The following is a 23175-nucleotide window of genomic DNA, read 5'->3' as shown; positions in this document are numbered from 1 at the left end:
CCGAAGGTGCTGACGGAGATCACCCGCGAGACGGGAGTGAAGATCGCGCCGCCCTTGTACGCCGATGGGCTGGGAGACACGCCCGAGGCCTCGACCTACGAGGCCATGTACAAGCACAACGTGTCGACGATCGTCGAGGCGCTGAAATAATGAGAGGCTCGCCACTCGCCCGGGCGCTGCTCGCCTTTTTCGTCATCGCGCTCCTGGGTTGGCCGCGGTGGCAACTCACGCGGTCGGACGAAGCGGTCGCCGCGCCCGCGCCCAAGGCTGCCGCGGCAACGATCAAGAAAGCCATTGGCTTGCATTTAACTTTCACGACCGTGCCGAAGAGTCTGGCCATCAAACACCTCGGTGAAGAAGTCTGGAAAGTGACCGCGCCCGAGGCGGACATGGAGAAAAACCTCTCGCTCGACTATCCGGTCGAAGGCGTCGACCTGCAGTTTCACATCGAGTGGGCGGAGGACGCCCCCCTCGCGGCCCTGCGCGTGCGGCTGACCGACCCAGCCGGCGATACCCATGACAAAACCGTGTGGGGCCAAGGTGTGGTGGATGAAGTGGTTACTTTCCCATGAGCCCGCGTTCTGCCTCTCTCGACCCCCTGGCTGGCCACAGCCTCGCCGTGCGCGATCTCACCGTGAGCTATCATCGTGTGCCGGCGCTGCACCACATTGCCTTTGAAGTGCGTTGTGGAGAAAGCGTGGCGTTGCTCGGGCCGAATGGCGCCGGCAAATCGACGCTGCTCAAGTCGCTGGCCGGCCTGCTGCCCCGCGAGACGGGCAGCATCGCTTTTCACGGACGGGAGGTGACGGCGGCGACGCAGGATTTCGCCTACCTGCCGCAACGGGAAAACATCGACTGGGATTTTCCCACGACGGTACGCGGGCTGGTGGAGATGGGGCGTTACCTGCGGCTCGGCTGGTGGCGGCGTTTCCGCGAGGAAGATTGCATCGCGGTGGATGAAGCCATCGCGGCCATGCGCTTGCAATCGCTGGATAAACGGCAGATCAGCGCGCTCTCCGGCGGGCAGCAGCAGCGGGCCTTCCTGGCGCGTGCACTGGCCCAGCAGGCGCATGTCTTTCTGCTCGATGAACCTTTCACGGGCCTCGACAAACCGACCCAGGAGAACTTGAAGGAATTGCTCCGCACCCTGCGCGACCAGGGAAAGCTCATCATCGCCTCGCATCACGATTTGCAGAGCGTGCCCGAGTTGTTTGACCGCGTGATCCTGCTCAACGGCGAGCTCATCGCGGAAGGCCCGGTGAAGGAAGTCTTCACCGAGGCGAATATCCACAAGACGTATCACACCGCGCCTTACACCGGGCCGGCGGGACGGCCGCACGTGCATCATCATCACCACTGATTTCCCCATGGACTGGCTCACGGAACCTTTTCACCACGAATTCATGCGGCGCGTCATTGTTGGCGGGGCGCTGGTTGGATTTACGAATGGCTTTCTCGGGGCCTTCGTCGTGCTGCGGCGATTGGCGCTGATGGCGGATTCACTTTCGCATTCGCTGTTGCCGGGGCTGGCGGTGGCGCTGTTGCTTTTTGGGCTGGCGCCGATTGGGTTGTTTTTCGGTGCGCTGGTCGCGGCGCTGATCGTGGCGGTGGGCGCGCAGATGATTGCGCGCAGTTCCCGGCTGAAGGAGGATACAGCGCTGGGCGCGCTTTATACCGTGGCTTTTTCGTTAGGAGTCGTGCTGATCGGCTTTGTCAAAGTGCGCGTCTCGCTGCTGCACTATTTGTTTGGCAATATCCTGGGGCTTTCCAATTCCGACCTGTGGATCATCTACGGCATCAGCCTCGTGGTGGTGCCGCTGCTGGCAGGGTTGCAGCGGCCGCTCTTGCTCACGCTCTTCGATCCGACGGTGGCGGCCAGCCAGGGCATCCGGGTGAACTGGCTCAATTTCGTGCTCATGGTGTCGCTGGTGCTGACCATGATCGCCTCGCTGCAAGCCATCGGCGTCATCATGCTGCTCGGGTTGCTCATCGCGCCGGCGGCGACGGTGTATCTGCTCTGCGACTCGTATCCGGCGATGCTGTGGGGCGGGGGAGCGATCGGGATGTTTGGCTCGTGCACGGGGCTGCTGCTTTCGTATCGGCTGAACCTGCCTTCCGGTGCGTGCATCGTGCTGGTGCTCGGCATTATCCTGCTTGCGGCGTATCTCTTCAGCCCGCGCTACGGGCTCTTCCGGCGATTGCGTCCAGCGGGGCATTTCCACGACGAAAGTCTGGCGCGCTGGCCCGAAGGTTCGCCGGAACACGAGCCGCCGAAGGGAGATTAGAAAACGCCTCGCGTTCCTGTGGGCGAAGGTGTTGGGTCGAGGCTGTCTTATGCGCTCCCTCCGCATCCTGGCCATTGTCTGTTACTTGCTCGGCTTGCATTTGTGGGCGGAGGACGCGATCACGAAGCCTCCGCCGGAACTTCTGCCTCAAGCGAATGCGGCGAAGGAGTTGTTCGCGCATGGCGATTTTGTCGGGGCGGAAGGAGCCTACCGAAAGATGATGGAGTCCGTCCCGAACGACGTCTACACGCTCTCGAATCTCGGCGTGGTGCTTTTTCGTCTCGGTAAATACAAGCAGGCGGAAGAGATGTTTCTCCGCGCCATCGCCATTGGGCCCGAGGATGCTTTTTCGCGCTGCACGCTGGGAATTGTCTATTACACCGAAGGAAAATTCGACGAGGCGATCCAATCGCTCACCAAGGCTCTCGAACTCAATCCGAAGAACGCCACGGCGCACAATTATCTCGGCATCACACTGAGCCAGAAAGGCAACGCAGCGGCGGCGCAGAAGGAACTCGAAACCGCCGTGACCCTAGATCCCAAGTACGCGGACGCCTTTTTCAATCTCTCGGTCTTGCTGGCGACGAAGGATCAACCGGACATGGAAAACGCCCGTAGGCAGTATCGCCGGGCGCTCGAATTGGGTGCGGGCCCCGATGCTGCGATGGAACAACTCATCAAGCCGAACGGAGCGGAGGCCGCGCCCGCCGAATCCGTGCCATTGCCCGCGGCGCCGCTCATCGCTTTAACTCCAGCGAAACTAGCGAAGGAGCAATTTGAGCGCGGTCAATTTGCCGAAGCGGAAAAAACCTATCGGACGATGCTGGCCTCCGAGCCGGGCAGTCTTTACGACCTGTCGAATCTCGCGGTTGTCCTTTTCCGCGAGAACAAATGGGATGAGGCGGAGGCGACGTTCCAGAAGGCCATCGCGCTGGCGCCCGGGGACGGCTTTTCCCATTGCACGCTGGGCATCGTCTATTACAGCCGGGGTAAATACGATGAGGCCGTCAATGAGTTGACGAAGGCGCTGGCGATCGATCCCAAGAACGCCACGGCGCACAATTATCTGGGCATCGTGGCGAGCCAGAAAGGCTGGCACGAAGCGGCGCAAAAGGAACTCGAAACGGCGGTGGCCCTGGACCCGCAGTATGCGGATAGCGCGTTCAATCTCGCGGCGCTGCTGGCTGACAAGACTCCGCCGGACCGGGATGGGGCCAGCAAGTATTACCAGTTGGCGCTGAAATTGGGCGCGGGACGCGACACTTCAATCGAGGAGATCATCGCGGGAAGGGAAATTCCGCAGAACCTGGGAAGGCGAGCGCGCGAGGCGAAGAGGCAGTTTGACCGGGGCGACTTCGCCGGCGCCGAAAAAACCTATCGCAACATCGTGACGGCGGCGCCGCAAAACGGGCATGTGCTGTCGAGTCTTGGCGTCGTGCTTTTCCGGGAACGCAAGTACGCGCTGGCGGAGGAAGTGCTCGCCCGGGCGGTCGAGTTCGCACCGAACGACGACGTGGCGCACGGCATCCGCGGGCTCGTCTATTACGGACAGCGAAAATATGCAGAGGCCCTCGAGGAACTGGCCAAAGCGGTCAGTCTCAACCCTGGGAATGAGACCGCTGCTGCCTATCTCAAGCTGCTGCGCAGCCAGCAAGACTGGCAGGAAGCCACGCTGCAAGAGATGGAGTCGGCCATCCAACTGGACGTGGTCTACCAGGAACCCCCTCGCCTCCCGCAGGGTGATTTCCTGACTCCGCTGGAGAATGAGCGCCGGGAAATTCCTCCTGCGATTAAATAGCCGGAGAATCCCGCGCGGAGGGCGAAAAGGTTGCCGAGTCCGGCAATCGGCTTTAGACAAGCGTTCTCATGATCGCCGCCGCCACCAATCCCGCTGCATGGAGTTTCTGAGCGACTCGCATTTCTGGGCCCGGTGGGGCTCGATCGTGCTGCTCGACCTCGTGCTGGCGGGCGACAATGCGCTGGTCATCGCGCTGGCCACGCGCACCCTGCCCGCGCGGCAGCAGCTCTGGGGGCGGATTTTCGGCACCATGGGGGCGGTGGTGCTGCGGTTGATTTTTGTGGCGATGGTCACCTGGTTGCTCACCCTGCCGTTGTTGCGTTTTGTCGGCGGGTTGGTCCTGGTGTGGATTGCATTCAAGCTGGTGCATCAACCGCCGGTCCAGGAAGGCCAGGTCCGCGAAGGTACCACGCTGCGCGAGGCGATCGGCATCATCATCCTCGCGGATCTCGTCATGAGCTTCGACAATGTGATGGCGATCTCCGGCGTGGCGCAGGGAGACTTCGTGCTGGTGATCTTCGGGTTGCTCCTCTCCCTGCCTCTGGTCGTGTGGGGCAGTGGGTTGCTGGCGCGATTGATGGACCGATTCCCGCTGATCGTCTGGCTCGGGGGTGGCGTGCTGGGGTGGGTCGCGGTGAAAATGATGTTCGACGATCCGCTCGTGGTCGGCTGGCTGGGCGAGGCGCTGGCGCGCGTCCTCCATCGATTCGCCCCGTGGCTGTTGGGCGCGGTCATTGCCTCACTGGGCTGGTGGTTTGCCCGCAATCTGGGGCGGACAAAGGACGTGGCCTGAGCATGGCTTGGAAATTTCTTCAGGCGGCCCTCGTCGAAACCGAAGCGCAGCCTCGCCGGCTCTCGACTGACCTGCGTGAATTGCTCCACGAGACCGGGGGTCGCGCGGTGACTTTGGGCGAGCTGGAGGAGATTCTCAAGGGGCGCGGGTTTGCGATGTTCCTTTTGCTGATGTCGCTGCCCTTCGCCTTTCCCATCGCCATTCCCGGGCTGTCGATTCCGTTTGGCATCGTGATCATGCTGCTCGGTCTGCGGATTACCTTTGGCATGAAGCCGTCGCTCCCGGGGTTCATCCTGCGGCGCGAGGTGTCCCACGCGATGCTGGAGAGGATCGTGGGCCTGGGCTTGAAGCTGGCCACGAAGATGGAAAAGCTGGTCAAGCCCCGCATGCACTTCCTCCAGCGGTGGCCGGGCATGGTCAATCTCATCGGGCTCGGCATTGCCTCCGGGGGCTTCCTGCTCTCGCTCCCGCTGCCTCCGCTCATCCCATTTTCCAATACCATCCCGGCGATCTCTGTGCTCATGCTCACGGCGGGACTCATGGAGCGCGATGGCCTGCTCGTCCTCATCGGCCACGTGGTGAATATTGGCGCTTGGGTCTATTTTGGAATCATGTTCACCCTCGCGGGCAGTGGGATCTCGCATCTGTGGGACAAATTTGGTTGGTAAAATCTTTTATCCGGGCGCGAAATTGGCTTTGCATTCATCTGAAAAACCGCTGTAGCTTCTCCCAACTGCATGAAGACCCTCCTCAGTCTCGTATTTGTTTCCCTCCTAAGCGCGAGCGCTTTTGCCGATATCCAGGATCCTCCTGGCAATGATTACGGTCCCACGCGCAAGCTGAGCCGCGGTCTGGCCAATATCGCCTTTGCCGGGGTGGAGATCATCAAGCAGCCGTCCGAAGTCGGATTCTACGAAGGGGATGCGGCGGCGTTCTCTTACGGTGGAGTGCGCGGTTTCGGCCGCTTCATTTTCCGCATGGGCGCGGGCTTCTGGGAGGTGTTCTCCTTCCCATTCGCGACCAACCGTGGCACCTACAAGCCGCCATATCGCAGCAATATCCCGTGGATCCACGGCGGCTACGAAGAGTTTCCGCCGGAACTCGGTTTCGAGAGCCACTACCGCTACTCGTCCGAGCAGTCGAGCGTCTGGTAGTTTAACCGCTTTTCCTGAAAAGGCTTCCGTCTTCGGGCGGGAGCCTTTTTTTTGCCTATGCCCAATCACCCTCTTTTAAATCTCGAGATCCACGACGTCGCCTTCGGCGGCAAGGGGGTCGCCCGTCATGACGGGAAAGTCTACTTCGTGCCCTTCACCGTCCCGGGTGAAAAGATCACGGCTCGCGTGCTGCGGCAGAAGAAGAACTTCGGCGAAGCGGAACTCGTGGAAGTGGAGACGCCGTCGCCTGATCGGGTCGTTCCGCCGTGCCCGTATTTTGGGATCTGCGGTGGGTGCAGCTACCAGCACATCGCGTATGCGCGGCAGTTGGAGATCAAGTCCGCGCAGGTCGAGCAGACGCTCCGGCGGGTCGGGCGGCTGGAACATGTGCCGATGCACCCGATCGTCGGCGCGCCGGAGCCGTATGGTTATCGCAATCGCATCCGGGTTCATTCCGAGGGCGGAGTCACGGGCTTTTTTGCCTACGACGCGCGGGTCATCGTCGATATCGAGAAGTGCGAACTCGCCGTGCCCGAGGTAAACCGGGCCCTGCGCCGGCTGCGGGGGCCGCGCGTGGAGGACGGCGACTACTCACTGCGCGCGCCGGGTGGCGGACCCTACTTCGAGCAGACCAATCCCACAGTGGCCGGGCTGATGGTCGAGACGGTGCGGGCGGTTGCGCGGGGCAATGGGGTGCTAGTCGATGCCTATTGCGGGGCGGGCCTTTTCGCCCGGGCGCTCGCCGATCGTTTCGAGAAAGTCGTGGGCATCGAGGCAAATCCCGCTGCCGTCGAGAGCGCGCGGCGGTCGGCGCAACCCCATGAGACCTACATCGCCGGTGAAGTTGGCGCCCACCTCGGTGAAACCCTCTCCTTGCACGACGCGGCGCGGACGACGCTCCTGCTCGACCCACCGAGCGAAGGGCTGGCCCCGCGCGTCTGCGATCTCTTGCTGGGTGGCGCACCCGCCGAGGTCATCTACGTCTCCTGCAACCCCGCCACGCTCGCGCGCGATCTGGCGGCGCTGGGTGGCGGCTACGAGCTCCAAAGCATTACGCCGCTCGATATGTTTCCGCAGACGGCGGAGATCGAAGTCGTCGCGCACCTCACGCGCCGCGGTTAGTCTCCCAAGATGTAGCGTCCATCTTCCGTGACGGTGATGGCCGGCAACACGCGCCGCCGCTCGAAGTATTCGAAGCCCGGTCGCAATTGCGCCCAAAACGCCGCCAGCTCCGGACGCCGCGCGATTTCACTCGCCGCATACTGCTCCCACTCCGGCCCGCTCATGCGGTCCGGGAAGATGTGCACTTGAATCCGGGTCTGGCCCTGCTCATGCGCACCGAGGGCGGCGAGGTAAACTTCTTCGATCGCCTCGTCGCCGAGCGGGGCGCAGCCGATGGTCACGTTGCCGCCGTGAATGAAGATGTCACCACCCGGGTGCTCGCGATCGGATAAGACACGATCGGCCGCGTTGGGATAATTCAAGCCGAGGGAGAGGTGGAACAGGCTCTTCGGATTGAAGCGATCGATCTCGTAAAAACCCTCCGGCACCTGCTTGTCGCCCTCGCGGCGTTTCGGACCAGGCACGCCGGAGACAGCGAGAAGCGAGTAGCGGAACACGAGGCGAAACCGGCCTCCACCGTTGCGCGCCCACAACTCGACCACCGCCTCGCGCTTCAGCCAGCGGAGAAAGATCTCGCCCGGATACTGCACCGCGGCGGCGTGATACTTCTGGCGGATCGCCGCCTCGTGTTGCACGCGGGCCGCGGCGACGCGGTCGATGGAATCGGGAGTGGAAGAAGCGGGATCAGTCACAGGTTCCGCAGGCGCATGCGTTCCCAGCAGCCAGAGCGCGGCGGAGACCGTCGCGGCAAGAAGAGCAGGGGACACTTTGCTCATGCGGGTGCAATCATCGTTGTCAGGCGCTTCCGCTGCCATATAAATCCCGCGATGCAATACCGCCGGTTCGGACGCACCAATCTTCAGATGCCCGTCTTCTCCTGCGGAGGGATGCGCTACCAGCAATCGTGGAGCGACATCGATCCCAAGACCGTCGAGGAAGCCGGCCAGCGCAATCTCGAGGCGACGATCCTGCGCGCGCTGGAGCTCGGCATCAATCACATCGAGACCGCGCGCGGCTACGGCAGCAGCGAGATGCAACTCGGCTACATCCTGCCGCGCCTGCCGCGGGAGAAGATGATCATTCAGACCAAGATCTCGCCTTTCGCCACGGCGCGGGAGTTTCGCGAGACCTTCGAGCAATCGATGCGCTACCTGAAGCTGGAGCAGGTCGACCTGCTCTCGCTGCACGGGATCAACAACGCGGAACTGCTCGACTGGTCGCTGCGCCCCGGCGGCTGTTTCGACGCCGCCCACCAGTTCCAGCGCGAGGGGCGCTGCCGCTTCATCGGCTTCAGCACCCACGCCACGACCGACCTCATTCTCCAGGCCATCGAGACGGACGCCTTTGATTACGTGAACCTGCACTGGTACTTCGTCAACGATTACAACTGGCCCGCCGTGCAAGCGGCCACGAAGCGTGACATGGGCATGTTCATCATCAGCCCCACGGACAAGGGCGGGCTCTTGCAATCGCCGTCGCCCAAGCTCGTCGAGCTTTGCGATCCGTTGTCGCCCATCGCTTTCAACGATCTCTACTGCTTGGCGCGTCCGCAGGTCCACACCCTCAGCGTCGGCGCGGCGCGGCCCTCGGATTTCGACGAGCACGTCGCCGCCCTCGCGCACTACGACCGCGCGGCGGAAGTCATCGCGCCCATCGAGGCCCGCCTGCGCGCGGAGATCGAGCGCGTGCATGGCGCCGACTGGGCGGCGGTATGGAGCGCCGGCTTGCCGAACTACGTGGACGTGCCGGGCGAAGTGAACGTGCAAGAGATCGTGCGACTCTGGCACTTTGCCCGGGCGCTCGACCTCGTGGAGTGGGGCCGGATGCGCTACAACCTGATGGGCAACGCTGGCCACTGGTTCCCGGGCGTGAACGCCGCGAAGTTCGACGAGTCGAAGATCTTTGCCGCCTGCGGAAAGTCGCCTTTCGCCGAGCGCATCCCCGGCATCCTCGCCGAGGCGCACGCACTCCTGCATGGGGAACAGCAGAAACGGCTCAGCCAGAGCGATTAGAGAAGGATGCGATGGTCTGGTGTCCATCGAGGACTTTGACAACGCGGGCCGTCGTGAGAAGTAAGAAGGAGTCCTTTTCTGCATTGAAGCCGTTTCCGATCATCTTCCGTGTCGCCATTCTGCTGGCCTTTGCGCTGGCCGGGGTGCATGCGGCCGAGACACCACTGCCTCTGGCGGCGGCACTCGCAGGCAAGCAGTTGACCGTCGAGGCGAACGGCAACGGCCGCGACCAGCTTTCGCTGACCCTGCGCAATACGTCGCCGTCCGCTGTGACCGTCACCATTCCCGCTGGCCTGATCGCGGAGGGCCGCGAGAAGCCCGACTGCGTGATCGTCCTGCGCAAAGCCGAAGCCAGCATCCCGGCCCAAGGCGCGGTGGACGTCGCGCTGCCCGTCGCGGCACTGTCCTCCAAATCCAGCGACGCGAAGCAACCGTTTGGCGTTACGACCGCCAGCGAACCGCGCCTCGCCCCGCTCCTCGACTACCTTGCCAATCAGCCCGACGCTCCCCGGGCCACGGCCCAAATCACCATCCTCTGCCTGCTCGAAAACATGAGCTACGCCCAGTGGCTTCAATATCTGGCCGGTCCGGCCGGTCCGGTCCCCACTGCTCCTGTGAGCGATCCGCATCCCACGCCGGCGGAAGTGACGCAGGCGGTCGATGTCCTCGGCCTGCTCCGGCAACTCGCTCCGACGCAAACCTTCGCCCTGGCCACCGATTCGGAATTGAAACTCCGCGCCCTGCGCAACCCTTGGTGCCGCGTCAAGGCGATGCAGATCTACGGCTTGAACCTCGGCGACGGCGCGGTGGCGCCGGATCTCGGGCAATTGCTCCACACCAAGCCGGGCGACAATTGTCCCATCTGCCGCCAGCGCGCGCTCATGGAAAAAGCCGCCGGCGATCTGTAGCCGTCACGGTTTCACTTCCACCTCCACCGCCGGCGCTTCGACTTTGAGCTCGACCTGCTGGCTGAAAAACGGATCGTCGAAAATCGCGAAGGGGCCTTTTGCACCGCTGCGCGGCATCGACTTCCGCGCCATGTATTTCAGGGCCACCGGGCCGATCGTGAGTCGTCCCGCCCTGAGGGGCGTCAGGGTCGTCCGGAAGGTCAGAGTGTCGTATTCTTTGCCGAGACGTTCCTCCTTTCCCGTCACCGGCTCCGAGAGCTTCTCGCACGCAAATCCTTCCGGCAGGAAGGCCGGCATGGCCCGCGGTTGCCAGCGCACCCGGCTATCGATCCCCACGCGAAACTCGGCGCGGACCGGCCCATCCACACGGAGATCCTTGGTGGCGAGAATGATCTCGGCGAAGGGCGCCTCTTCGTCTGCCGACTTCGCCGCACCGGCTGCGGGCTCCTCGACGACCAATTTCAAGGGTGGGGTCTGGAAGGTCGCGGCGTCGGCGGACACGGTTTGAGCCGGAATGACAAACGTGCCACTGCGCTCCGGTTGCAGCGAATAGTTGTATCCCCGGCTGGTGGACATCTTTCCGTCCCGGTAGGCCGTGCTTTGCGAACTGCCCAGATATTGCACTTTGCAGCCGTCGATCGCAAAGGGCTTGGGCTGGGGAAAGTCATGCACCTCGTGGGCGCTCACTGTCAGTTTCACTTCCTCGCCCAAATGGATCGAGGGAGCGGACAGCTCCGCCGACACGGAGGCCGTCGTGGGTAGCGACCCGGAAGGCGGTGGGGCAGGGGGCGAAAAGACCGGGGACGGCGACGGGGTCGCGATTTTCGCAGGCGCGCCCAAGGCCGGTAGCACCGAGGCTTGGGCGGCGGCGATGGGAAGGCCTTGCAAGACGAGGCTGCCGCCCTGGACCGTAGCCGTTCCGAACGCCGACTTGAAACGGGCGGGAACCGTCGACGTGAAGCGGACGGCAACGCTCGTTGCCTTGGCAGTTTCAATGGCGGCAAAGGCGATCCCCAAGGCGTGGTAGTCGGGCGCGGCGCGAAATTTTCCACGGGTGATTTCCGCGAGGTGTTTCAGGCCTGCTTCGTCCACCTCCATCTTCACCGAGTGGTAGACCTTCTTTCCGCTGGCGTCGATGATCGGGATGAGAGCAGTGCCATTCTGGCCGAGGGCGATGGCGAGAAACTCGATCTTTTGCGCGGCGACATACTCCGCGGCGGTGGCCGGGGCGATGAAGCCCGAGTTATTATCGCCATCGGTCACCAGCACGAGCACCCGCTGTCGCTCTCCCGGGGTGGCCAACTGGGCGTACCCGGCGATGATCGCCGAGCCGATCGCCGTGCCGTCTTCGCCGAGCCTGCCGACCTTCGCCAGCTCCAGCGCCGTGAGCAACGGAGCGTGATCCAGGGTCGGCGGGCTCAAGACATAGGGCGCACCGGCGAAGACCACGATCCCGATGGAATCTTCCGGATGGCTTTTGATGAACTCGGCGGTCTGGCGCTGGAGAACGGCGAAACGATTGGCCCGGGCACCATCCAATTCGTAGTCCTCGGCCATCATCGATCCGGAAGCGTCAAGCAAGAGCATGATATCTGCCGAGGTGGCGGCCGTAGCGCTGGACGGCGGTGGCTGGACGAAATTCGTCGGCTTCATTCCAGAGGAAATCGCCCAGATGCCTAAGCCCACGACGGTTACGAGTAGGAATAGGGCAAGCACGATGGCGATGAGCGGTCCGCGTGACCGGGTCCTCCGTCGCGGGATCGGTGGGGGCTGCGCCCCGACGCGTGGCGGGGCTCCAGGACCGAACTTATCTGAAGGGGATGAGTGGGGGGTATCGCTCATAAACAGCACTGGGATGACTGGCAGATTCCATCCCGATTGGCGAGGGGGTGGTGGGGTGTCACTCCCGAGGGACGACGCTAAAAGGGGAGGCGTCCGGCAGGTCTTCGCGCGCCAGGATGGTCAGCAAATGGACTTGTTTGTCCTCGAGGCGCAGGGCCACCCGAAAAGGTTTCCATCCGGCCAATTGCTTCTTGAGGGCGGCTACTTCGGCTTTCAATTCTTCGAGTTCGTTCATGGTCGTGGGTTTCTACTAAACGAGTGGGGTGGTGTTGGCGATGATGGGGAGTTTAGGTGTGTTTGGATTTCGGTGGGATCCAGTGGGATCGGTGGGATTATCTCTGTAAAGCGGGTGGGAGAACAGGTGGGATTGGGGTGGGAGAACTGGGAGAACTGGGAGAGGCGACCGCCGAGGGCTGAAAGCGGTAGGCGTCCCGAAGGGACCACAGAACAGTAGCCGCGGGTTGAGCGAGTCCGCGAGCGACCACCCGGGGTACCCTCCCCCCAGGCGGATACTCCAACCGTCCCGGCGAAGCCGCATCTGTTCTGCGGATGGATGGAGGATGCGGCCGGGGGCCGGGACGGTTGGAGCTGCGCCGTTTATTAACGATAACCCCGGGTGGTCGCTCGCAGAACTCGCTCGACCTGGGGCCAACACGCTGGGACGCCTCCGGCGTCTGCCACTCTTCTCGAAGAACATGCTGGGCTGGATTTATCCTCACGCCCGCATTGAAACATAACTCGCGCTAAAAAGTGCCTGTCTCCATTGGCTCTATTGGTTCCATTGCGGAAAATCTTCATTCCGGGCGGGCACCGCCAACGCTTTACGCTCGCGGCGGAATTCGCTACAGCATCGGGTTCCATGTTTTGCCCTCGCATCCCCCGCATGCTTCTCGCCATCGAGCTGGCCTTGCTCGCGTGGACGGCGGTTGGGCGCGGGCAGGGGGATGGAAAGCCGATTTTCAACGGTCGCGACCTCGAGAATTGGGATGGCGACAAGCGCTTCTGGTCGGTGGCGGAGGGCGCCATTCGCGGTGAAACGTCGCTGGCCAGCATGCCGGCCACCAATACCTTCCTGATCTGGCGCGGCAGCGTGCTCAAGGACTTCGAGCTCAAGCTCAAGGTGCGCCTGCGCAACGGAAATTCCGGGATTCAGTACCGCAGCCGCGACCTCGGTAAATGGAGTGTCGCCGGGTACCAGATGGAGCTCGACAACGGCGCCGGCAAATCCGGTTTTCTCTATGAAGAGCGCGGGCGCAAGTTCCTCGCACTCATCGGTGAAAAAGTGGAGATCGACGCGCAGGAAAAGCCCACGGTGCTGCGCCTGTTCGCCGCGAAAAAGGACCTGGTGGCCAGTAAATATTACAAACCGCAGGACTGGAACGACTACCGTATCGTGGCGCACGGCAACCACCTAGAGCATTTTATTAACGGCGTGCAGACCGTGGACGTGGTTGACAACGATTCCAAAGGGCGGAGCCTCGAAGGTATCCTCGCCTTCCAAATCCACGTCGGCCCGCCGATGCTGGTGGAATTCAAAGACATCTTTCTCAAAAGCCTCTAACCTACAGCCCATCCCCATGATTACCCGCCGCCACGTCTTGAAAAATCTCGCGCTCGTCACCAGTTCGGTCGCCCTCGCGCCGGCTCTCCTCCGCGCCCAGGCTCCTGCCGCTCCCGCCGCCCCGGCTGAGGGCGTCTTCAAGCTTCCGCCGCTCGGCTACGATTACGATGCGCTGGAGCCCTTCATCGACGCGGAGACGATGAAGATTCACCACGACAAGCATCACGCCGCCTACGTCAGCAAACTGAACGTCGCCATCGCCGGCGCGCCGGGTCTGGAAAAAAAGCCGATCGAGGAAATCCTCACCAATCTCGACGCCGTGCCCGAGGCCGTGCGCAAGGACATCCGCAACCAGGGCGGCGGCCACGCGAACCATTCGCTCTTCTGGCAGACGCTGAAGAAAAACGAGAACGGCAAGCCCGCCGGTGAACTGGCCAAGGCGATCGACGCCAACTTCGGCGGCTTCGATAAATTTCAGGAAGCCTTCACCACCGCGGCCACGAAGGTTTTCGGCAGCGGCTGGGCCTGGCTGGTGTGGAAGGACAAGAAGTTGACGATTGATTCGAGCGCCAACCAGGACAGCCCGTATTCCACCGGCGGCGTGCCGCTGCTGGGCATCGATGTATGGGAGCACGCCTATTACCTGAAGTACCAGAATCGCCGTCCCGAGTACATCAAGGCCTTCCAGAGCGTCATCAATTGGGACTTCGTGAGCGATCGCTACAGCAAAGCCGCCAAGGCCTGACGCGCGAAGAAACCGTTGCACCATTCTCCCGGCACCGCCTAGACTGGCCCGCATGGTTCAAGCCACCGCGGTTTCGACCGCCAGTGCCGATACATCCGATTTGAAAGCCAGATTCCTGGCCGGCTACCGCTGGATGCTGCTCGCGCGCGTCACGGAGGAGAAAATCGCGGCCCTATATCGCGGTGGTAAAATCACCGGTGGTGTCTTTCTGGGCAAAGGACAGGAAGCGCTTAGCACCGCCACCGGCATGGCGCTGCGCAAGGGCGACATCTTTGCCCCGCTCATCCGCGACCAGGCCGGACGTCTCGCGTTCGGTGAATCGCTCCTCGATTGCACTCGCACCTATATGGGTTCGCGCCTTGGGCCGATGCGCGGACGCGATGGCAACGTCCACCGCGGCCGCCCGCGCGAGGGCATCCTGGCCATGATCAGCCATCTCGGTGCGATGCTGCCGGTGGTGGCCGGTTCACTGCTCGCCCGGCGCTTTCAAGGGATCGAGGGAACGGTCGGTGCCGTCAGCCTCGGCGATGGAGCGACTTCCACCGGCGCTTTCCACGAGGGCATCAACATGGCCGCGGTGGAAAAGCTCCCGCTGGTGCTCGTCATCGCCAACAATCAATACGCCTACTCCACGCCGACCTCCCGGCAGTTTGCCTGCGAGGATCTGGTGGACAAGGCCGTCGGCTACGGCATCGCCGGCCACAGCGTGGATGGCACCGATCTCGAAGCCTGCCTGACCGTGCTGCAACGCGCCGTCGCCGCCGCCCGTGCCGGTGGGGGACCGCAGTTCGTCGTCGCCTCGCTGCTGCGCCTGGTCGGTCACGGCGAACATGACGACGCCAGCTACGTCGATCCCAAGCTGCGCAAGACCCCTCTCGGGGCCGATTGCCTGGAGGTCGCGGAGAAACGGTTGCTCAAGGAGCAATGGGCCGATGTCACTTCCCTGCGTGCCTTGCACGAGGAACTCCAGCGCGAGGTCGAGGATGCCGTGGCCATTACGATGCGCGAGCCCTTGCCCGATCCGAATACCGAAGACTGGTGCCCGCTGGCGTCGCGGCACCTGAGCGATGGGAACCAATGAAGAGAAGGATGAAGGCGGAAGGATGAAAATCCCGGCGACACCGCAATCGATGCGCACGCATCTCTTTGCCATGGTGATTCATCGATTCCGTAATCATTCTCGGAGCTCAGTGTCGCCGATGCGCCCTTCATCCTTCATCCTTCATCCTTCATCCTTCCGATGATCACTTACCTCGAAGCCATCCGCGAGGCGCAGGCCAAGGCGCTCGCCGACGACCCCCGCGTCTACATCTACGGGCAGGACGTTGGCCAGTTCGGTGGTGCGTTCAAGGCGACCAAGGGTCTCGCAAAAGAGTTTCCCGGCCGGGTGCTCGATTCGCCGATCAGCGAGGACGCCATCATTGGCTCGGCCATCGGCGCCGCCATCGAAGGGATGCGCCCGATCGTCGAAATGCAGTTTGCGGATTTCTCCACGGTCGGCTTCAACCAGATCGTCAACCAGGCCGCCACGCTCCACTGGCGCACCCAGGTTCCGTGTCCCATCACCATCCGCCTGCCCAGCGGTGGCACCGCGGGCGCCGGGCCGTTTCACTCGCAGAGCATGGAAGCGCTCTACGCGCACTACCCCGGCCTCATCGTCATGACCCCGGCCACGGTCGAGGATGCCTATTCCATGCTCCTCGAGGCTGTGGCGATCGATGACCCCGTCATCTTTTGCGAGCACAAGTATCTCTATTACCATCTCAAGGCTGAATCGCTGCCCACCGAGGCGGTTCCCACTGGCAAGGCTCGCATCGCCCGCCAGGGCCGCGACGCCACCATCGTCACCTACTCGGCCATGCTCCACGAATCGCTGGCCTGCGCCGAGGAACTCGCCACCGAGGGCTGGGAAACCGAAGTCATCGACCTGCGCAGCATCAAGCCCCTCGACACCGACACCATTCTGGCCAGCGTCGCCCGCACCGGCCGTCTGCTCGCCGTGGGCGAAGCCTGGCCGTGGGGCGGCGTCACCGCCGAAGTCATTGCCCGCGTCGTTACCGATGGCTTCGCCCTGCTCGACGCCCCGCCCATGCGGCTGAACGCCAAAGACACTCCCGTCCCGTATCATCCGAATCTCTGGGGCACGCATCGGCCCACGGCGAAGACGATCGCTGTGGCTTTGCGCCGCCTGTTGTCCGCGTGAAAATTCGCTCCTAACTCTTCATCCTTTCCCCATGTTTCCCGGCATCGCCCGCGTCCCCATCATCATGCCACAGCTCGGCGAGAGCATCGCCGAGGCCACGGTGATTCGCCTCCCATTCGCCGTCGGCGATCAAGTCGAAGGCGACGCTGAGATCATCGAGGTCGAGACGAACAAGGCCACCATGGGCGTCACCGCGCCCTGCTCCGGCCGCGTGGCGGAATTGCTGGTCGAAGTGCAGCAAAGCTATCCTGTCGGAGCGACGCTTGGTTGGCTGGAAGTGAGCGAGGACGAGGCCGCGCGCCTCGGCCTGGATATCGCCATGCCGGGAGCGGTGGAACCTGTCGCCGGGTCCGCGCCGGAATCTTCCTCGCCCGCCGTGCAAGTTGCCCGGGCCACTGTCGAGCCGACCGTCCGCGGCCTGCCCGTGCCCGCTCACGCGGCGGGCGCCAGCTACCTTTCTCCGCGTCTCAAGGCCCGCATGAATGAACTCGGCATGCACGCCGCCGACCTCGCGGGCATCGCCGGCAGCGGGGCCGCCGGGCGGGTCACCATTGAGGACTTCGAGAAGTTCATCAAGAAGCTCGACGAGCATCATCTCAGCCAGGCCTCCACGATGCGGGTCGCCGTGGCCGACGCCATGCGCCGCTCCTGGGCACGCCCGCTGGCCACCGTCGGCATGCCCGTCGCCATCGATTTGCTGCTCGCCCATCGCAAAGCCGCCAACCCCAAGCCCGGCCCGGCCCTTTACGCCCTGCGCGCGCTGGCCATTGCCCTTGGCGAGAACAGTGCGCCCGCCGGTCGCCTCATCGGCGACAAAATCGTCCACCCCAAGGCCATCGACGTCGGATTCGCCGTGGAAGCTGAGGACGGCGTGCTCGTCCCCGTGCTACGCAGTGCGGACAAGACCCCGCTCGCGCAAATGGCTGAGCGCTACAACGAACTCGTGGAACTCGCCCGCCAGCGCCGTCTCCCGGCCAATGCCCAGGGCGGCAGCATTGCCACGGTCACGAATTTCGGCACCTTCGGCCTGGAATGGGCGACTCCCATTCCACTGCCCGAGCAAACCCTCGTCCTCGGCATGGGCGCCGGCCGGGTCGCCCCGCACTGGGACAAGGCCAAAGCCCAGTTCCTGCCGGTCACCGAGGCGCATTTCACCCTCAGCTTCGACCATCGCGTCCTCGACGGCGGTGGGGCGGGGAGGTTGTTGCAGCGGATTGCGGCGCTTTTGCAGGAGCCGGAGAAGCTTTAGGGAAAAGGCAGAACATCCAACATCGAACGTCCAACGCCCAACATCCATTTAGGGACACGCCGTCGACCACGCGCAGACGCCATTGGATGTTGGATGTTCAGTGTTGAATGTTGGATGTCGGAATTTTGTTCAGCAAAATTCTTCAGACACACCGTTGACAACCCCGCCTCCCGGCCTTAAAAACACCGCCCCGCATCCGCCGGGCCAACCCGCTTTTTCCCATGTCCACGACTGAAATCATCCTTACCGAAAAGATCGAGAACCTCGGCGTCGAAGCCGACGTTGTGAAGGTCAAGCGCGGCTACGCCCGCAATTTTCTCGTTCCCCGCGGCCTCGCTCTCGAAGTGACGCCCGCCACCCTCAAGCGCCTCAACCTGCTCAAGGCCAAGCGCGCCGAGCGGGAAGCCAAGGAGCTCAACGAAGCCGACGAACTCGCCCGCCGCATCAACAAGCTCAAGATCACCCTCGAGCTCGAGACCGGCGAAACGGGCAAGGCTTTCGGTTCCATCACCGCCGCGGACATCGCGGAGCGCCTGAAGAAGGAACTCGGCGGCCAGACCGAGGTTGACCGTCACCGCATCCAGCTCGACAAGCCGATCAAGGAGACCGGCGAGCACGAGGTCACGATCAAGCTGCACCACGACGTGGTGGCGAAGCTGACGATCAACGTCAAAGCCAAGGGCGGCGAAGAAGCCGCAGGCGAAGACGAAGACAAGAAGTCCGAGGACAAGGGCTTCAAGGCCAAGCCCAAGGCCAAGCACGCCAAGTAAGCCGCGATGCCAACCGAGGCTTCCAGCAAGACTGCGAAGCCCGCCAAGAAAAGCGGGGAATCCGCTGGCAACGACCTGCGCCAAAAGGCCAGTTATTTGCCAGAAATTCACAGGTTATTACCACAGGCAGCGGACGCCGAGCGGGGTGTCCTGTCTTCCTTCCTCTTATCCCCCCGGGAAATCGGTGCCCTGTGCGGTGAGCAAAAAATAACAGCGGAGCACTTTCACCTCCCAGCGCATGCGTCGATTTACGCATGTCTGATGGAAATGTGGGATGCCGGGAAGCCCATCGATATCATCACTGTCACGCAGATTCTGCGGGATCGAAATCAGCTCGAACAGGCCGGCGGGGCGGCGCTTGTCACCGAGTTATTCACCTTCCTCCCAACTGCCACCAACGCGGAGTATTACGTCGGGATTCTCGTCGAGAAGTTTACCCTGCGGGAAATCATCAAGGTTTGCACCGAATACGCCTCCCGGTGCTACGAGGAGCAGGACGACGTCCCGAACCTGCTGGACTCGGTGGAACAGAACATTTTGCGCATCGCCCAGGCCCGTTTTGATGGGAAGACGGCCAACATGAAGGACCAGGTGATGCAGGCCATCCACGCGATCGAGGAGCTCTACGATCGCCGGGGGGCCATCACCGGCCTGCCGACCGGCCTGGCCGAGCTCGATAAGATGACCGACGGCCTGCACAAGGCCGAAATGATCGTCATCGCCGCGCGCCCCTCCATGGGCAAAACCGCGCTGGCCATGAACATCGCCGAGCACATCGCCCTCGAGGCCAAGCTGCCGGTCGCCGTCTTCTCCCTGGAAATGAGCACCTCACAGCTCGTCCAGCGTCTCCTGTGCTCCCGAGCCCGGGTCAATCTGGGTAGCGTCCGCAACGGCTTCCTCGCCGAGCGCGATTTTCCGGCCCTCACCGCGGCCGCCTCCAAGCTGGCCGAGAGCAAGATGTTCATCGACGACACCCCCGGCCTGTCGATTCTCGAGCTGCGCGCCAAGGCCCGCCGGCTGAAGTCGCAGCACAACATCCAGGCGATCTTCATCGATTACCTCCAGCTCCTCCGCAGCACCTCCCGCCGGGCGCAGGACAATCGCCAGCTCGAAATCGCCGAAATCTCCTCCGGGATCAAAGGACTGGCCAAGGAACTCGACCTCCCGATCGTCGTCCTCGCCCAGCTCAATCGTAACCCGGAGCAACGGAGCGGAGAGAGTAAAGGCCGCCCGCGCCTCAGCGACCTGCGCGAATCCGGCAGCATCGAACAGGACGCCGACGTCGTCGGTCTGCTCGTGCGCGAAGAATACTACGCCGACAACGACGAGGAAAAGGAAGCCGCCACCGGCAAGGCCACCCTCATCCTCGCCAAACAGCGTAACGGCCCCGTCGGCGACGTGCCGCTGACGTTCCTCAAGGAATTCACCCGCTTCGAGAACCGCGCCCGCGAGGCCGACGCCGAGGAGTAAGCGCGGCCGCAACGCCTGCGCCGCAAGTAGAACGACCATGGAGGGCACCGCGCCGTCGGTGCCGTGGCGAAGCCAGCCTACCGGGCAGGCGGCCCGAGAATGTCCTCCGACCATTCCCCCTCGATCTCCGAAACCGGCACCGGCAGGACATGCGTCGGCGGAATGGTCTGCAGCCGGCCATTTTCACTGAACACCTCCAGCGACACGGGATTGTCCGCCGGTGTCTCCCGAAACCAATAGCGCCCCGCGCGCGTCGGCTTTCTCCGTGACCAGAAGACGGATCGTCCCATGCTTACCCCCGATTGGCGCGCCGCTGGCGAACGACGGTATCCCAGCGCCTTTGTTTCTCCGTCGGTCCCTTCGCGGTGAATTTCGGCAGTGTCTTGTTGAGGAGCATATAGACCCGGCTTCCGCTGAAAAGCTCCAGCCCATTGCGGGAGAGCGTGGCGAGTTCGCCGCACAAATCACGTAAAGGACCTTCCGAAAGTTTGCCGACGCGCATTTCCAGAACCGTTGCCGCCACGAATTTCGTCGTGATCGGCACGCGTTTTCCCGAGCCGTCGGGATAGACGCATTGCGTGAGGAAAAACAGCAGCGGCGAGTTCACGAAATTCCGCGACCCGACTGGGCAGGCTTGCTCCAGTTCGTCGATCAAAGCCAAGACTTCGGCGCTTTTGATCTCTCCCACTTTGGTTTGCAGCAGCTCGCTCATTGTCCCTGGTTGTCCTCTGCGATCTTCTTTCAAAACTCGGCGATCCAATCGTGTTCTGGCGCCATGTACGAAGCCTCCACGATGACTGCGATGCCGTTGAAGGTATAGTCTACTTCGTAAATGTCCTTCAGCCGCTGAAGGGCTCGCTCGCCGTCGCCACCCGCCAGCGCTTGCTTCGCTTCGTCATAAAGAGCCTGCAGTCGCCGCCTGGTGGATTCTTTCATTTCCAATACGGGTCACTTCCACGCATCCCGCCACATCTCGGGATACCAGCGGCCTTCGTCCATTTCGATGAGATCGAAGTCGGTCAGCACCGTGCCATTGTCGGGCAATCCGTACTTCTTGATCATCTCGGGGATGAAGCCGTCCGTTTCGTCGTCGTGCCAGCCGCGCTTGCTCATGAAGCTGTTATAGATCAGCACCTGCTCGTCGGTCAGGCGGCGGCCATTGGACTGGCACCATTCGAGTACCTCTGCGTCGGTCCCGCCGTCCAGCACCTGCGCCTTCACGTCCTTGTAACTCACCTCCAGATAACGGCAGGTGCGTCCGTCGAAGCCTTGTCCCAGCATGTCAAAATAGTCCGCTGGAAGTTTGCCGGCGGCGTGCAGCCGGATCTTCGAGCACATCCGCGCGAAATAAAACAGGCGATCGGTCTTTTCGAAACAGCCTTTGATTCCTTCGATTTTCATCAGGTGTGGTTTGGATTTCTGCAAAAGCGACTCTGCATCTTTCTCGTGCCCAAGCTCCAGCTTCGGGGCTGGGATCATGAAACAATACGGATGGCTGCGTGACAAGGTGCGTAGTAAATCGGTCCAAGGCGTCACTGCCGTGCCTGATCCATCTCCGAACTGAATCCCCAATGAGCCGCCAGAAATTCCTCACTCTCACTCCCGAACTCTACGACTACGCCTGCGCCCAGCGCTCCGGCGCCCATGACCCATTGCTCGAGCGTCTGCGCCAGGAAACGGACACCCTCGGCGACATCAGCCGCATGCAGATCAGCCGCGAGCAGGGGAGCTTCCTCGCGCTGCTCACCGCTGCCATCGGTGCGCGCCAGGTGATCGAACTCGGCACCTTCACCGGCTACAGCGCGCTCTGCTTCGCCCGCGCCTTGCCGGAGGATGGCCGGCTGCTCTGCCTCGACCTGAACGCAGAATGGACCTCGATTGCGCGCCGCTATTGGCGCGAAGCCGGAGTCGAGAAAAAAGTCGAGCTGCGTCTCGGTCCGGCCGAAGAGCAATTGCAGAAACTCCCCGCTACCGAGCAATTCGACCTCGCCTTCGTCGATGCCAACAAACCCGGCTACGACCGCTACTACGAGTTCCTCCTCCCGCGCCTGCGCCCCAATGGCCTCCTGCTCTTCGACAACATGCTCTACGGCGGCCACGTCCTCGACCCGCAGGACGACGAGGACGCCCAGGCTCTCCACGCCCTGAACCGCAAACTCGCCACCGATCCGCGCGTCGAGTGCGTCCTCCTTCCCTTCGCCGACGGCATCCAAATCTGCCGCAAGCGCTAAACCTGGGTTGGCAAAGCCGCCGCGCCGCTGGCGGTGCCTTTGGGCGCCGGAGGCGTCACGGAAATCAGCCAGCCGGCGTCAGCCACCGGAACCGATTTATAACAAGCATGTGCCCCAGCGGGGCAGCGGAACTCTGCCGCCCCCTCCGGGGCGGAGTCGTTTCGGTTTCTTTACCGGCGGCTCACGCCGACCGGCTAATCTCCGGCGGCCCTCTGGGCCTATTATCCGACGGCTGGTTCTCACTGCCGCTCCGGACGTGCGAGCTGCTATGAACCCTGTGATGTTTCGCGTATGCTAAAAAAAGAGATCCGCCGCGCTATCTTGCATCGGTTGCCATTCTCGATAGTGCTGCAAATAGACGTGAGGCGACCGCGACCATGGAACGTCGCGCGGGTTTAACTCGCCGGATCATCAGACTTTCCATGAGCCTCATCTCCCTCCAGACCATCGCTGCGGTGCTCCTCGTCTCTTCCGCCGCGCTGCGGGCAGCGGATGTGCCGCCGTCCGCTCCTACGACCCACGGACAGCGCCCTACGCCGAAGACGCCCATGGTGCTCAAGGAGCCCGCAGACTGGCGTCTGGAGACCATGTCCGTGCCGCCCGGTTTTGCGCCAGGCGTGAAGCTCTCCGGCTCGGAAGAGATTCGCTTCGCCCCGGGTATGTTCGACACCACTTCCAGCACCTACTTCACCTGTGCGCTGGCCATCGTGGCCGAGGGCGCGCCAGTGCTCGGCGCGCCGGAGATCAAGGACTTCCTGGAAAGATACTATCGCGGCCTGAGCACCGGTCGGGCACGGCGCAACAAGATGGTGGTCGATCCGACCCAGATGAACGCCGAGGTGACACCGGTACCTGGGACGAAGGACCGTTTCGACGCCGATATCGTCTTCTTCGACTCCTTTTCCGACGGCCGCAAAATCACCCTCCACGTGGAGGCCCAGGTCATCCCCCAGCCCGCCACGAATCGCACCTGCCTGATCCTCCTCGTCTCCCCGAGTGCCCGGGAGTCCGACGTTTGGCCGCCGCTCCGGG

Annotated in this window: 26 protein-coding genes; 19 read left to right on the top strand and 7 right to left on the bottom strand. The window is 62.8% G+C overall.

Annotation, left to right across the window (positions count from 1 at the left end; translation table 11 throughout):
• Nucleotides 1-149: 149 nt before the first annotated feature.
• From ABJF10_RS15270 to ABJF10_RS15235, 8 genes are all read left to right on the top strand, one after another.
• Nucleotides 150-572, top strand: coding sequence for a hypothetical protein (locus tag ABJF10_RS15270; protein ID WP_348545452.1), 423 nt, complete (start codon nucleotides 150-152; stop codon nucleotides 570-572).
• Nucleotides 569-1360 carry a metal ABC transporter ATP-binding protein gene (locus tag ABJF10_RS15265; protein WP_348545451.1) on the top strand — a complete coding sequence of 264 codons (792 nt, stop codon included), beginning with the start codon at nucleotides 569-571 and terminating at the stop codon, nucleotides 1358-1360. The genes ABJF10_RS15270 and ABJF10_RS15265 overlap by 4 nt, the downstream gene beginning before the upstream one ends.
• A gap of 7 nt (nucleotides 1361-1367) precedes the next feature.
• Nucleotides 1368-2285, top strand: coding sequence for a metal ABC transporter permease (locus tag ABJF10_RS15260; RefSeq protein WP_348545450.1), 918 nt, complete (start codon nucleotides 1368-1370; stop codon nucleotides 2283-2285).
• Nucleotides 2286-2334: 49 nt separating this feature from the next.
• A complete protein-coding gene (locus ABJF10_RS15255; protein ID WP_348545449.1) occupies nucleotides 2335-4083 on the top strand; it encodes a tetratricopeptide repeat protein in 1749 nt (582 codons plus the stop codon).
• A 97-nt stretch (nucleotides 4084-4180) separates the two neighbouring features.
• Nucleotides 4181-4876, top strand: a complete 696-nt coding sequence (locus ABJF10_RS15250; RefSeq protein WP_348545448.1) for a TerC family protein — start codon at nucleotides 4181-4183, stop codon at nucleotides 4874-4876.
• A 2-nt stretch (nucleotides 4877-4878) separates the two neighbouring features.
• Complete coding sequence (locus ABJF10_RS15245) at nucleotides 4879-5544, top strand: exopolysaccharide biosynthesis protein (protein WP_348545447.1); 666 nt, start codon at nucleotides 4879-4881, stop codon at nucleotides 5542-5544.
• 69 nt (nucleotides 5545-5613) lie between these two features.
• Nucleotides 5614-6030, top strand: coding sequence for an exosortase system-associated protein, TIGR04073 family (locus tag ABJF10_RS15240; protein ID WP_348545446.1), 417 nt, complete (start codon nucleotides 5614-5616; stop codon nucleotides 6028-6030).
• Nucleotides 6031-6087: 57 nt separating this feature from the next.
• A complete protein-coding gene (locus tag ABJF10_RS15235; protein WP_348545445.1) occupies nucleotides 6088-7152 on the top strand; it encodes a class I SAM-dependent RNA methyltransferase in 1065 nt (354 codons plus the stop codon).
• Here the strand turns inward: ABJF10_RS15235 and ABJF10_RS15230 are convergent.
• Nucleotides 7149-7928 (bottom strand): L,D-transpeptidase family protein, encoded by a 780-nt coding sequence (locus tag ABJF10_RS15230; RefSeq protein WP_348545444.1) that lies wholly within the window; start codon nucleotides 7926-7928, stop codon nucleotides 7149-7151. The genes ABJF10_RS15235 and ABJF10_RS15230 overlap by 4 nt on opposite strands.
• 51 nt (nucleotides 7929-7979) lie before the next feature.
• On the opposite strand from ABJF10_RS15230, the gene ABJF10_RS15225 reads away from it, so the two are divergent.
• Nucleotides 7980-9164 carry an aldo/keto reductase gene (locus ABJF10_RS15225; protein ID WP_348545443.1) on the top strand — a complete coding sequence of 395 codons (1185 nt, stop codon included), beginning with the start codon at nucleotides 7980-7982 and terminating at the stop codon, nucleotides 9162-9164.
• Between the two features lie 83 nt (nucleotides 9165-9247).
• Entirely contained in the window at nucleotides 9248-10072 is an 825-nt protein-coding gene (locus tag ABJF10_RS15220; protein ID WP_348545442.1) for a hypothetical protein, read from the top strand.
• 3 nt (nucleotides 10073-10075) lie between these two features.
• Here the strand turns inward: ABJF10_RS15220 and ABJF10_RS15215 are convergent, their stop codons facing one another.
• On the bottom strand, nucleotides 10076-11725 hold the full coding sequence (locus ABJF10_RS15215) for a VWA domain-containing protein (RefSeq protein WP_348545441.1): 1650 nt from the start codon (nucleotides 11723-11725) through the stop codon (nucleotides 10076-10078).
• A 247-nt stretch (nucleotides 11726-11972) separates the two neighbouring features.
• Nucleotides 11973-12149, bottom strand: a complete 177-nt coding sequence (locus tag ABJF10_RS15210; RefSeq protein ID WP_348545440.1) for a hypothetical protein — start codon at nucleotides 12147-12149, stop codon at nucleotides 11973-11975.
• Nucleotides 12150-12797: 648 nt separating this feature from the next.
• Between ABJF10_RS15210 and ABJF10_RS15205 the strand changes: the two genes are divergently transcribed.
• The 7 genes from ABJF10_RS15205 (at nucleotide 12798) to dnaB (ending at nucleotide 19912) form a co-directional block, all read left to right on the top strand.
• Entirely contained in the window at nucleotides 12798-13475 is a 678-nt protein-coding gene (locus ABJF10_RS15205) for a DUF1080 domain-containing protein (protein WP_348545439.1), read from the top strand.
• 16 nt (nucleotides 13476-13491) lie between these two features.
• Nucleotides 13492-14220 (top strand): superoxide dismutase, encoded by a 729-nt coding sequence (locus tag ABJF10_RS15200; protein WP_348545438.1) that lies wholly within the window; start codon nucleotides 13492-13494, stop codon nucleotides 14218-14220.
• Between the two features lie 52 nt (nucleotides 14221-14272).
• Nucleotides 14273-15301: a thiamine pyrophosphate-dependent dehydrogenase E1 component subunit alpha gene (locus ABJF10_RS15195; RefSeq protein ID WP_348545437.1), complete on the top strand. Its 1029-nt coding sequence runs from the start codon at nucleotides 14273-14275 to the stop codon at nucleotides 15299-15301.
• Between the two features lie 159 nt (nucleotides 15302-15460).
• Nucleotides 15461-16423 carry a transketolase C-terminal domain-containing protein gene (locus tag ABJF10_RS15190; protein ID WP_348545436.1) on the top strand — a complete coding sequence of 321 codons (963 nt, stop codon included), beginning with the start codon at nucleotides 15461-15463 and terminating at the stop codon, nucleotides 16421-16423.
• Between the two features lie 31 nt (nucleotides 16424-16454).
• On the top strand, nucleotides 16455-17672 hold the full coding sequence (locus ABJF10_RS15185) for a 2-oxo acid dehydrogenase subunit E2 (RefSeq protein ID WP_348545435.1): 1218 nt from the start codon (nucleotides 16455-16457) through the stop codon (nucleotides 17670-17672).
• A 221-nt stretch (nucleotides 17673-17893) separates the two neighbouring features.
• Nucleotides 17894-18442 carry a 50S ribosomal protein L9 gene (gene rplI / locus ABJF10_RS15180; protein WP_348545434.1) on the top strand — a complete coding sequence of 183 codons (549 nt, stop codon included), beginning with the start codon at nucleotides 17894-17896 and terminating at the stop codon, nucleotides 18440-18442.
• 6 nt (nucleotides 18443-18448) lie between these two features.
• Nucleotides 18449-19912: a replicative DNA helicase gene (dnaB, locus tag ABJF10_RS15175; protein ID WP_348545433.1), complete on the top strand. Its 1464-nt coding sequence runs from the start codon at nucleotides 18449-18451 to the stop codon at nucleotides 19910-19912.
• A 77-nt stretch (nucleotides 19913-19989) separates the two neighbouring features.
• Here the strand turns inward: dnaB and ABJF10_RS15170 are convergent, their stop codons facing one another.
• The 4 genes from ABJF10_RS15170 to ABJF10_RS15155 are packed head-to-tail and all read right to left on the bottom strand — an operon-like array spanning nucleotide 19990 to nucleotide 21313.
• Nucleotides 19990-20202 (bottom strand): hypothetical protein, encoded by a 213-nt coding sequence (locus tag ABJF10_RS15170; RefSeq protein WP_348545432.1) that lies wholly within the window; start codon nucleotides 20200-20202, stop codon nucleotides 19990-19992.
• 2 nt (nucleotides 20203-20204) lie between these two features.
• Nucleotides 20205-20624, bottom strand: a complete 420-nt coding sequence (locus tag ABJF10_RS15165) for a hypothetical protein (protein ID WP_348545431.1) — start codon at nucleotides 20622-20624, stop codon at nucleotides 20205-20207.
• Between the two features lie 29 nt (nucleotides 20625-20653).
• Nucleotides 20654-20848, bottom strand: a complete 195-nt coding sequence (locus ABJF10_RS15160) for a hypothetical protein (protein ID WP_348545430.1) — start codon at nucleotides 20846-20848, stop codon at nucleotides 20654-20656.
• 12 nt (nucleotides 20849-20860) lie between these two features.
• A complete protein-coding gene (locus tag ABJF10_RS15155) occupies nucleotides 20861-21313 on the bottom strand; it encodes a DUF5069 domain-containing protein (protein ID WP_348545429.1) in 453 nt (150 codons plus the stop codon).
• A gap of 170 nt (nucleotides 21314-21483) precedes the next feature.
• Between ABJF10_RS15155 and ABJF10_RS15150 the strand changes: the two genes are divergently transcribed.
• Both ABJF10_RS15150 and ABJF10_RS15145 read left to right on the top strand, forming a co-directional pair.
• Complete coding sequence (locus tag ABJF10_RS15150; RefSeq protein WP_348545428.1) at nucleotides 21484-22143, top strand: class I SAM-dependent methyltransferase; 660 nt, start codon at nucleotides 21484-21486, stop codon at nucleotides 22141-22143.
• A 422-nt stretch (nucleotides 22144-22565) separates the two neighbouring features.
• Nucleotides 22566-23175 (top strand): hypothetical protein (locus tag ABJF10_RS15145; RefSeq protein ID WP_348545427.1); only part of this gene is annotated, 610 nt, incomplete at its 3' end.

Origin of the sequence: Chthoniobacter sp. (genome assembly GCF_040003245.1) — a bacterium.
GTDB lineage: Bacteria > Verrucomicrobiota > Verrucomicrobiia > Chthoniobacterales > Chthoniobacteraceae > Chthoniobacter.
This window is presented reverse-complemented; position numbering and strand designations above follow the sequence as displayed.

Excerpts from the sequence above, each read along its gene's own strand:
- ABJF10_RS15270 (WP_348545452.1), top strand. The coding sequence starts at position 150 with ATGAGAGGCTCGCCACTCGCCCGGGCGCTGCTCGCCTTTTTCGTCATC.
- ABJF10_RS15265 (WP_348545451.1), top strand. The coding sequence starts at position 569 with ATGAGCCCGCGTTCTGCCTCTCTCGACCCCCTGGCTGGCCACAGCCTC.
- ABJF10_RS15260 (WP_348545450.1), top strand. The coding sequence starts at position 1,368 with ATGGACTGGCTCACGGAACCTTTTCACCACGAATTCATGCGGCGCGTC.
- ABJF10_RS15255 (WP_348545449.1), top strand. The coding sequence starts at position 2,335 with ATGCGCTCCCTCCGCATCCTGGCCATTGTCTGTTACTTGCTCGGCTTG.
- ABJF10_RS15250 (WP_348545448.1), top strand. The coding sequence starts at position 4,181 with ATGGAGTTTCTGAGCGACTCGCATTTCTGGGCCCGGTGGGGCTCGATC.
- ABJF10_RS15245 (WP_348545447.1), top strand. The coding sequence starts at position 4,879 with ATGGCTTGGAAATTTCTTCAGGCGGCCCTCGTCGAAACCGAAGCGCAG.
- ABJF10_RS15240 (WP_348545446.1), top strand. The coding sequence starts at position 5,614 with ATGAAGACCCTCCTCAGTCTCGTATTTGTTTCCCTCCTAAGCGCGAGC.
- ABJF10_RS15235 (WP_348545445.1), top strand. The coding sequence starts at position 6,088 with ATGCCCAATCACCCTCTTTTAAATCTCGAGATCCACGACGTCGCCTTC.
- ABJF10_RS15230 (WP_348545444.1), bottom strand. The coding sequence starts at position 7,928 with ATGAGCAAAGTGTCCCCTGCTCTTCTTGCCGCGACGGTCTCCGCCGCG.
- ABJF10_RS15225 (WP_348545443.1), top strand. The coding sequence starts at position 7,980 with ATGCAATACCGCCGGTTCGGACGCACCAATCTTCAGATGCCCGTCTTC.
- ABJF10_RS15215 (WP_348545441.1), bottom strand. The coding sequence starts at position 11,725 with ATGAAGCCGACGAATTTCGTCCAGCCACCGCCGTCCAGCGCTACGGCC.
- ABJF10_RS15210 (WP_348545440.1), bottom strand. The coding sequence starts at position 12,149 with ATGAACGAACTCGAAGAATTGAAAGCCGAAGTAGCCGCCCTCAAGAAG.
- ABJF10_RS15205 (WP_348545439.1), top strand. The coding sequence starts at position 12,798 with ATGCTTCTCGCCATCGAGCTGGCCTTGCTCGCGTGGACGGCGGTTGGG.
- ABJF10_RS15200 (WP_348545438.1), top strand. The coding sequence starts at position 13,492 with ATGATTACCCGCCGCCACGTCTTGAAAAATCTCGCGCTCGTCACCAGT.
- ABJF10_RS15195 (WP_348545437.1), top strand. The coding sequence starts at position 14,273 with ATGGTTCAAGCCACCGCGGTTTCGACCGCCAGTGCCGATACATCCGAT.
- ABJF10_RS15190 (WP_348545436.1), top strand. The coding sequence starts at position 15,461 with ATGATCACTTACCTCGAAGCCATCCGCGAGGCGCAGGCCAAGGCGCTC.
- ABJF10_RS15185 (WP_348545435.1), top strand. The coding sequence starts at position 16,455 with ATGTTTCCCGGCATCGCCCGCGTCCCCATCATCATGCCACAGCTCGGC.
- rplI (WP_348545434.1), top strand. The coding sequence starts at position 17,894 with ATGTCCACGACTGAAATCATCCTTACCGAAAAGATCGAGAACCTCGGC.
- dnaB (WP_348545433.1), top strand. The coding sequence starts at position 18,449 with ATGCCAACCGAGGCTTCCAGCAAGACTGCGAAGCCCGCCAAGAAAAGC.
- ABJF10_RS15170 (WP_348545432.1), bottom strand. The coding sequence starts at position 20,202 with ATGGGACGATCCGTCTTCTGGTCACGGAGAAAGCCGACGCGCGCGGGG.
- ABJF10_RS15165 (WP_348545431.1), bottom strand. The coding sequence starts at position 20,624 with ATGAGCGAGCTGCTGCAAACCAAAGTGGGAGAGATCAAAAGCGCCGAA.
- ABJF10_RS15160 (WP_348545430.1), bottom strand. The coding sequence starts at position 20,848 with ATGAAAGAATCCACCAGGCGGCGACTGCAGGCTCTTTATGACGAAGCG.
- ABJF10_RS15155 (WP_348545429.1), bottom strand. The coding sequence starts at position 21,313 with ATGAAAATCGAAGGAATCAAAGGCTGTTTCGAAAAGACCGATCGCCTG.
- ABJF10_RS15150 (WP_348545428.1), top strand. The coding sequence starts at position 21,484 with ATGAGCCGCCAGAAATTCCTCACTCTCACTCCCGAACTCTACGACTAC.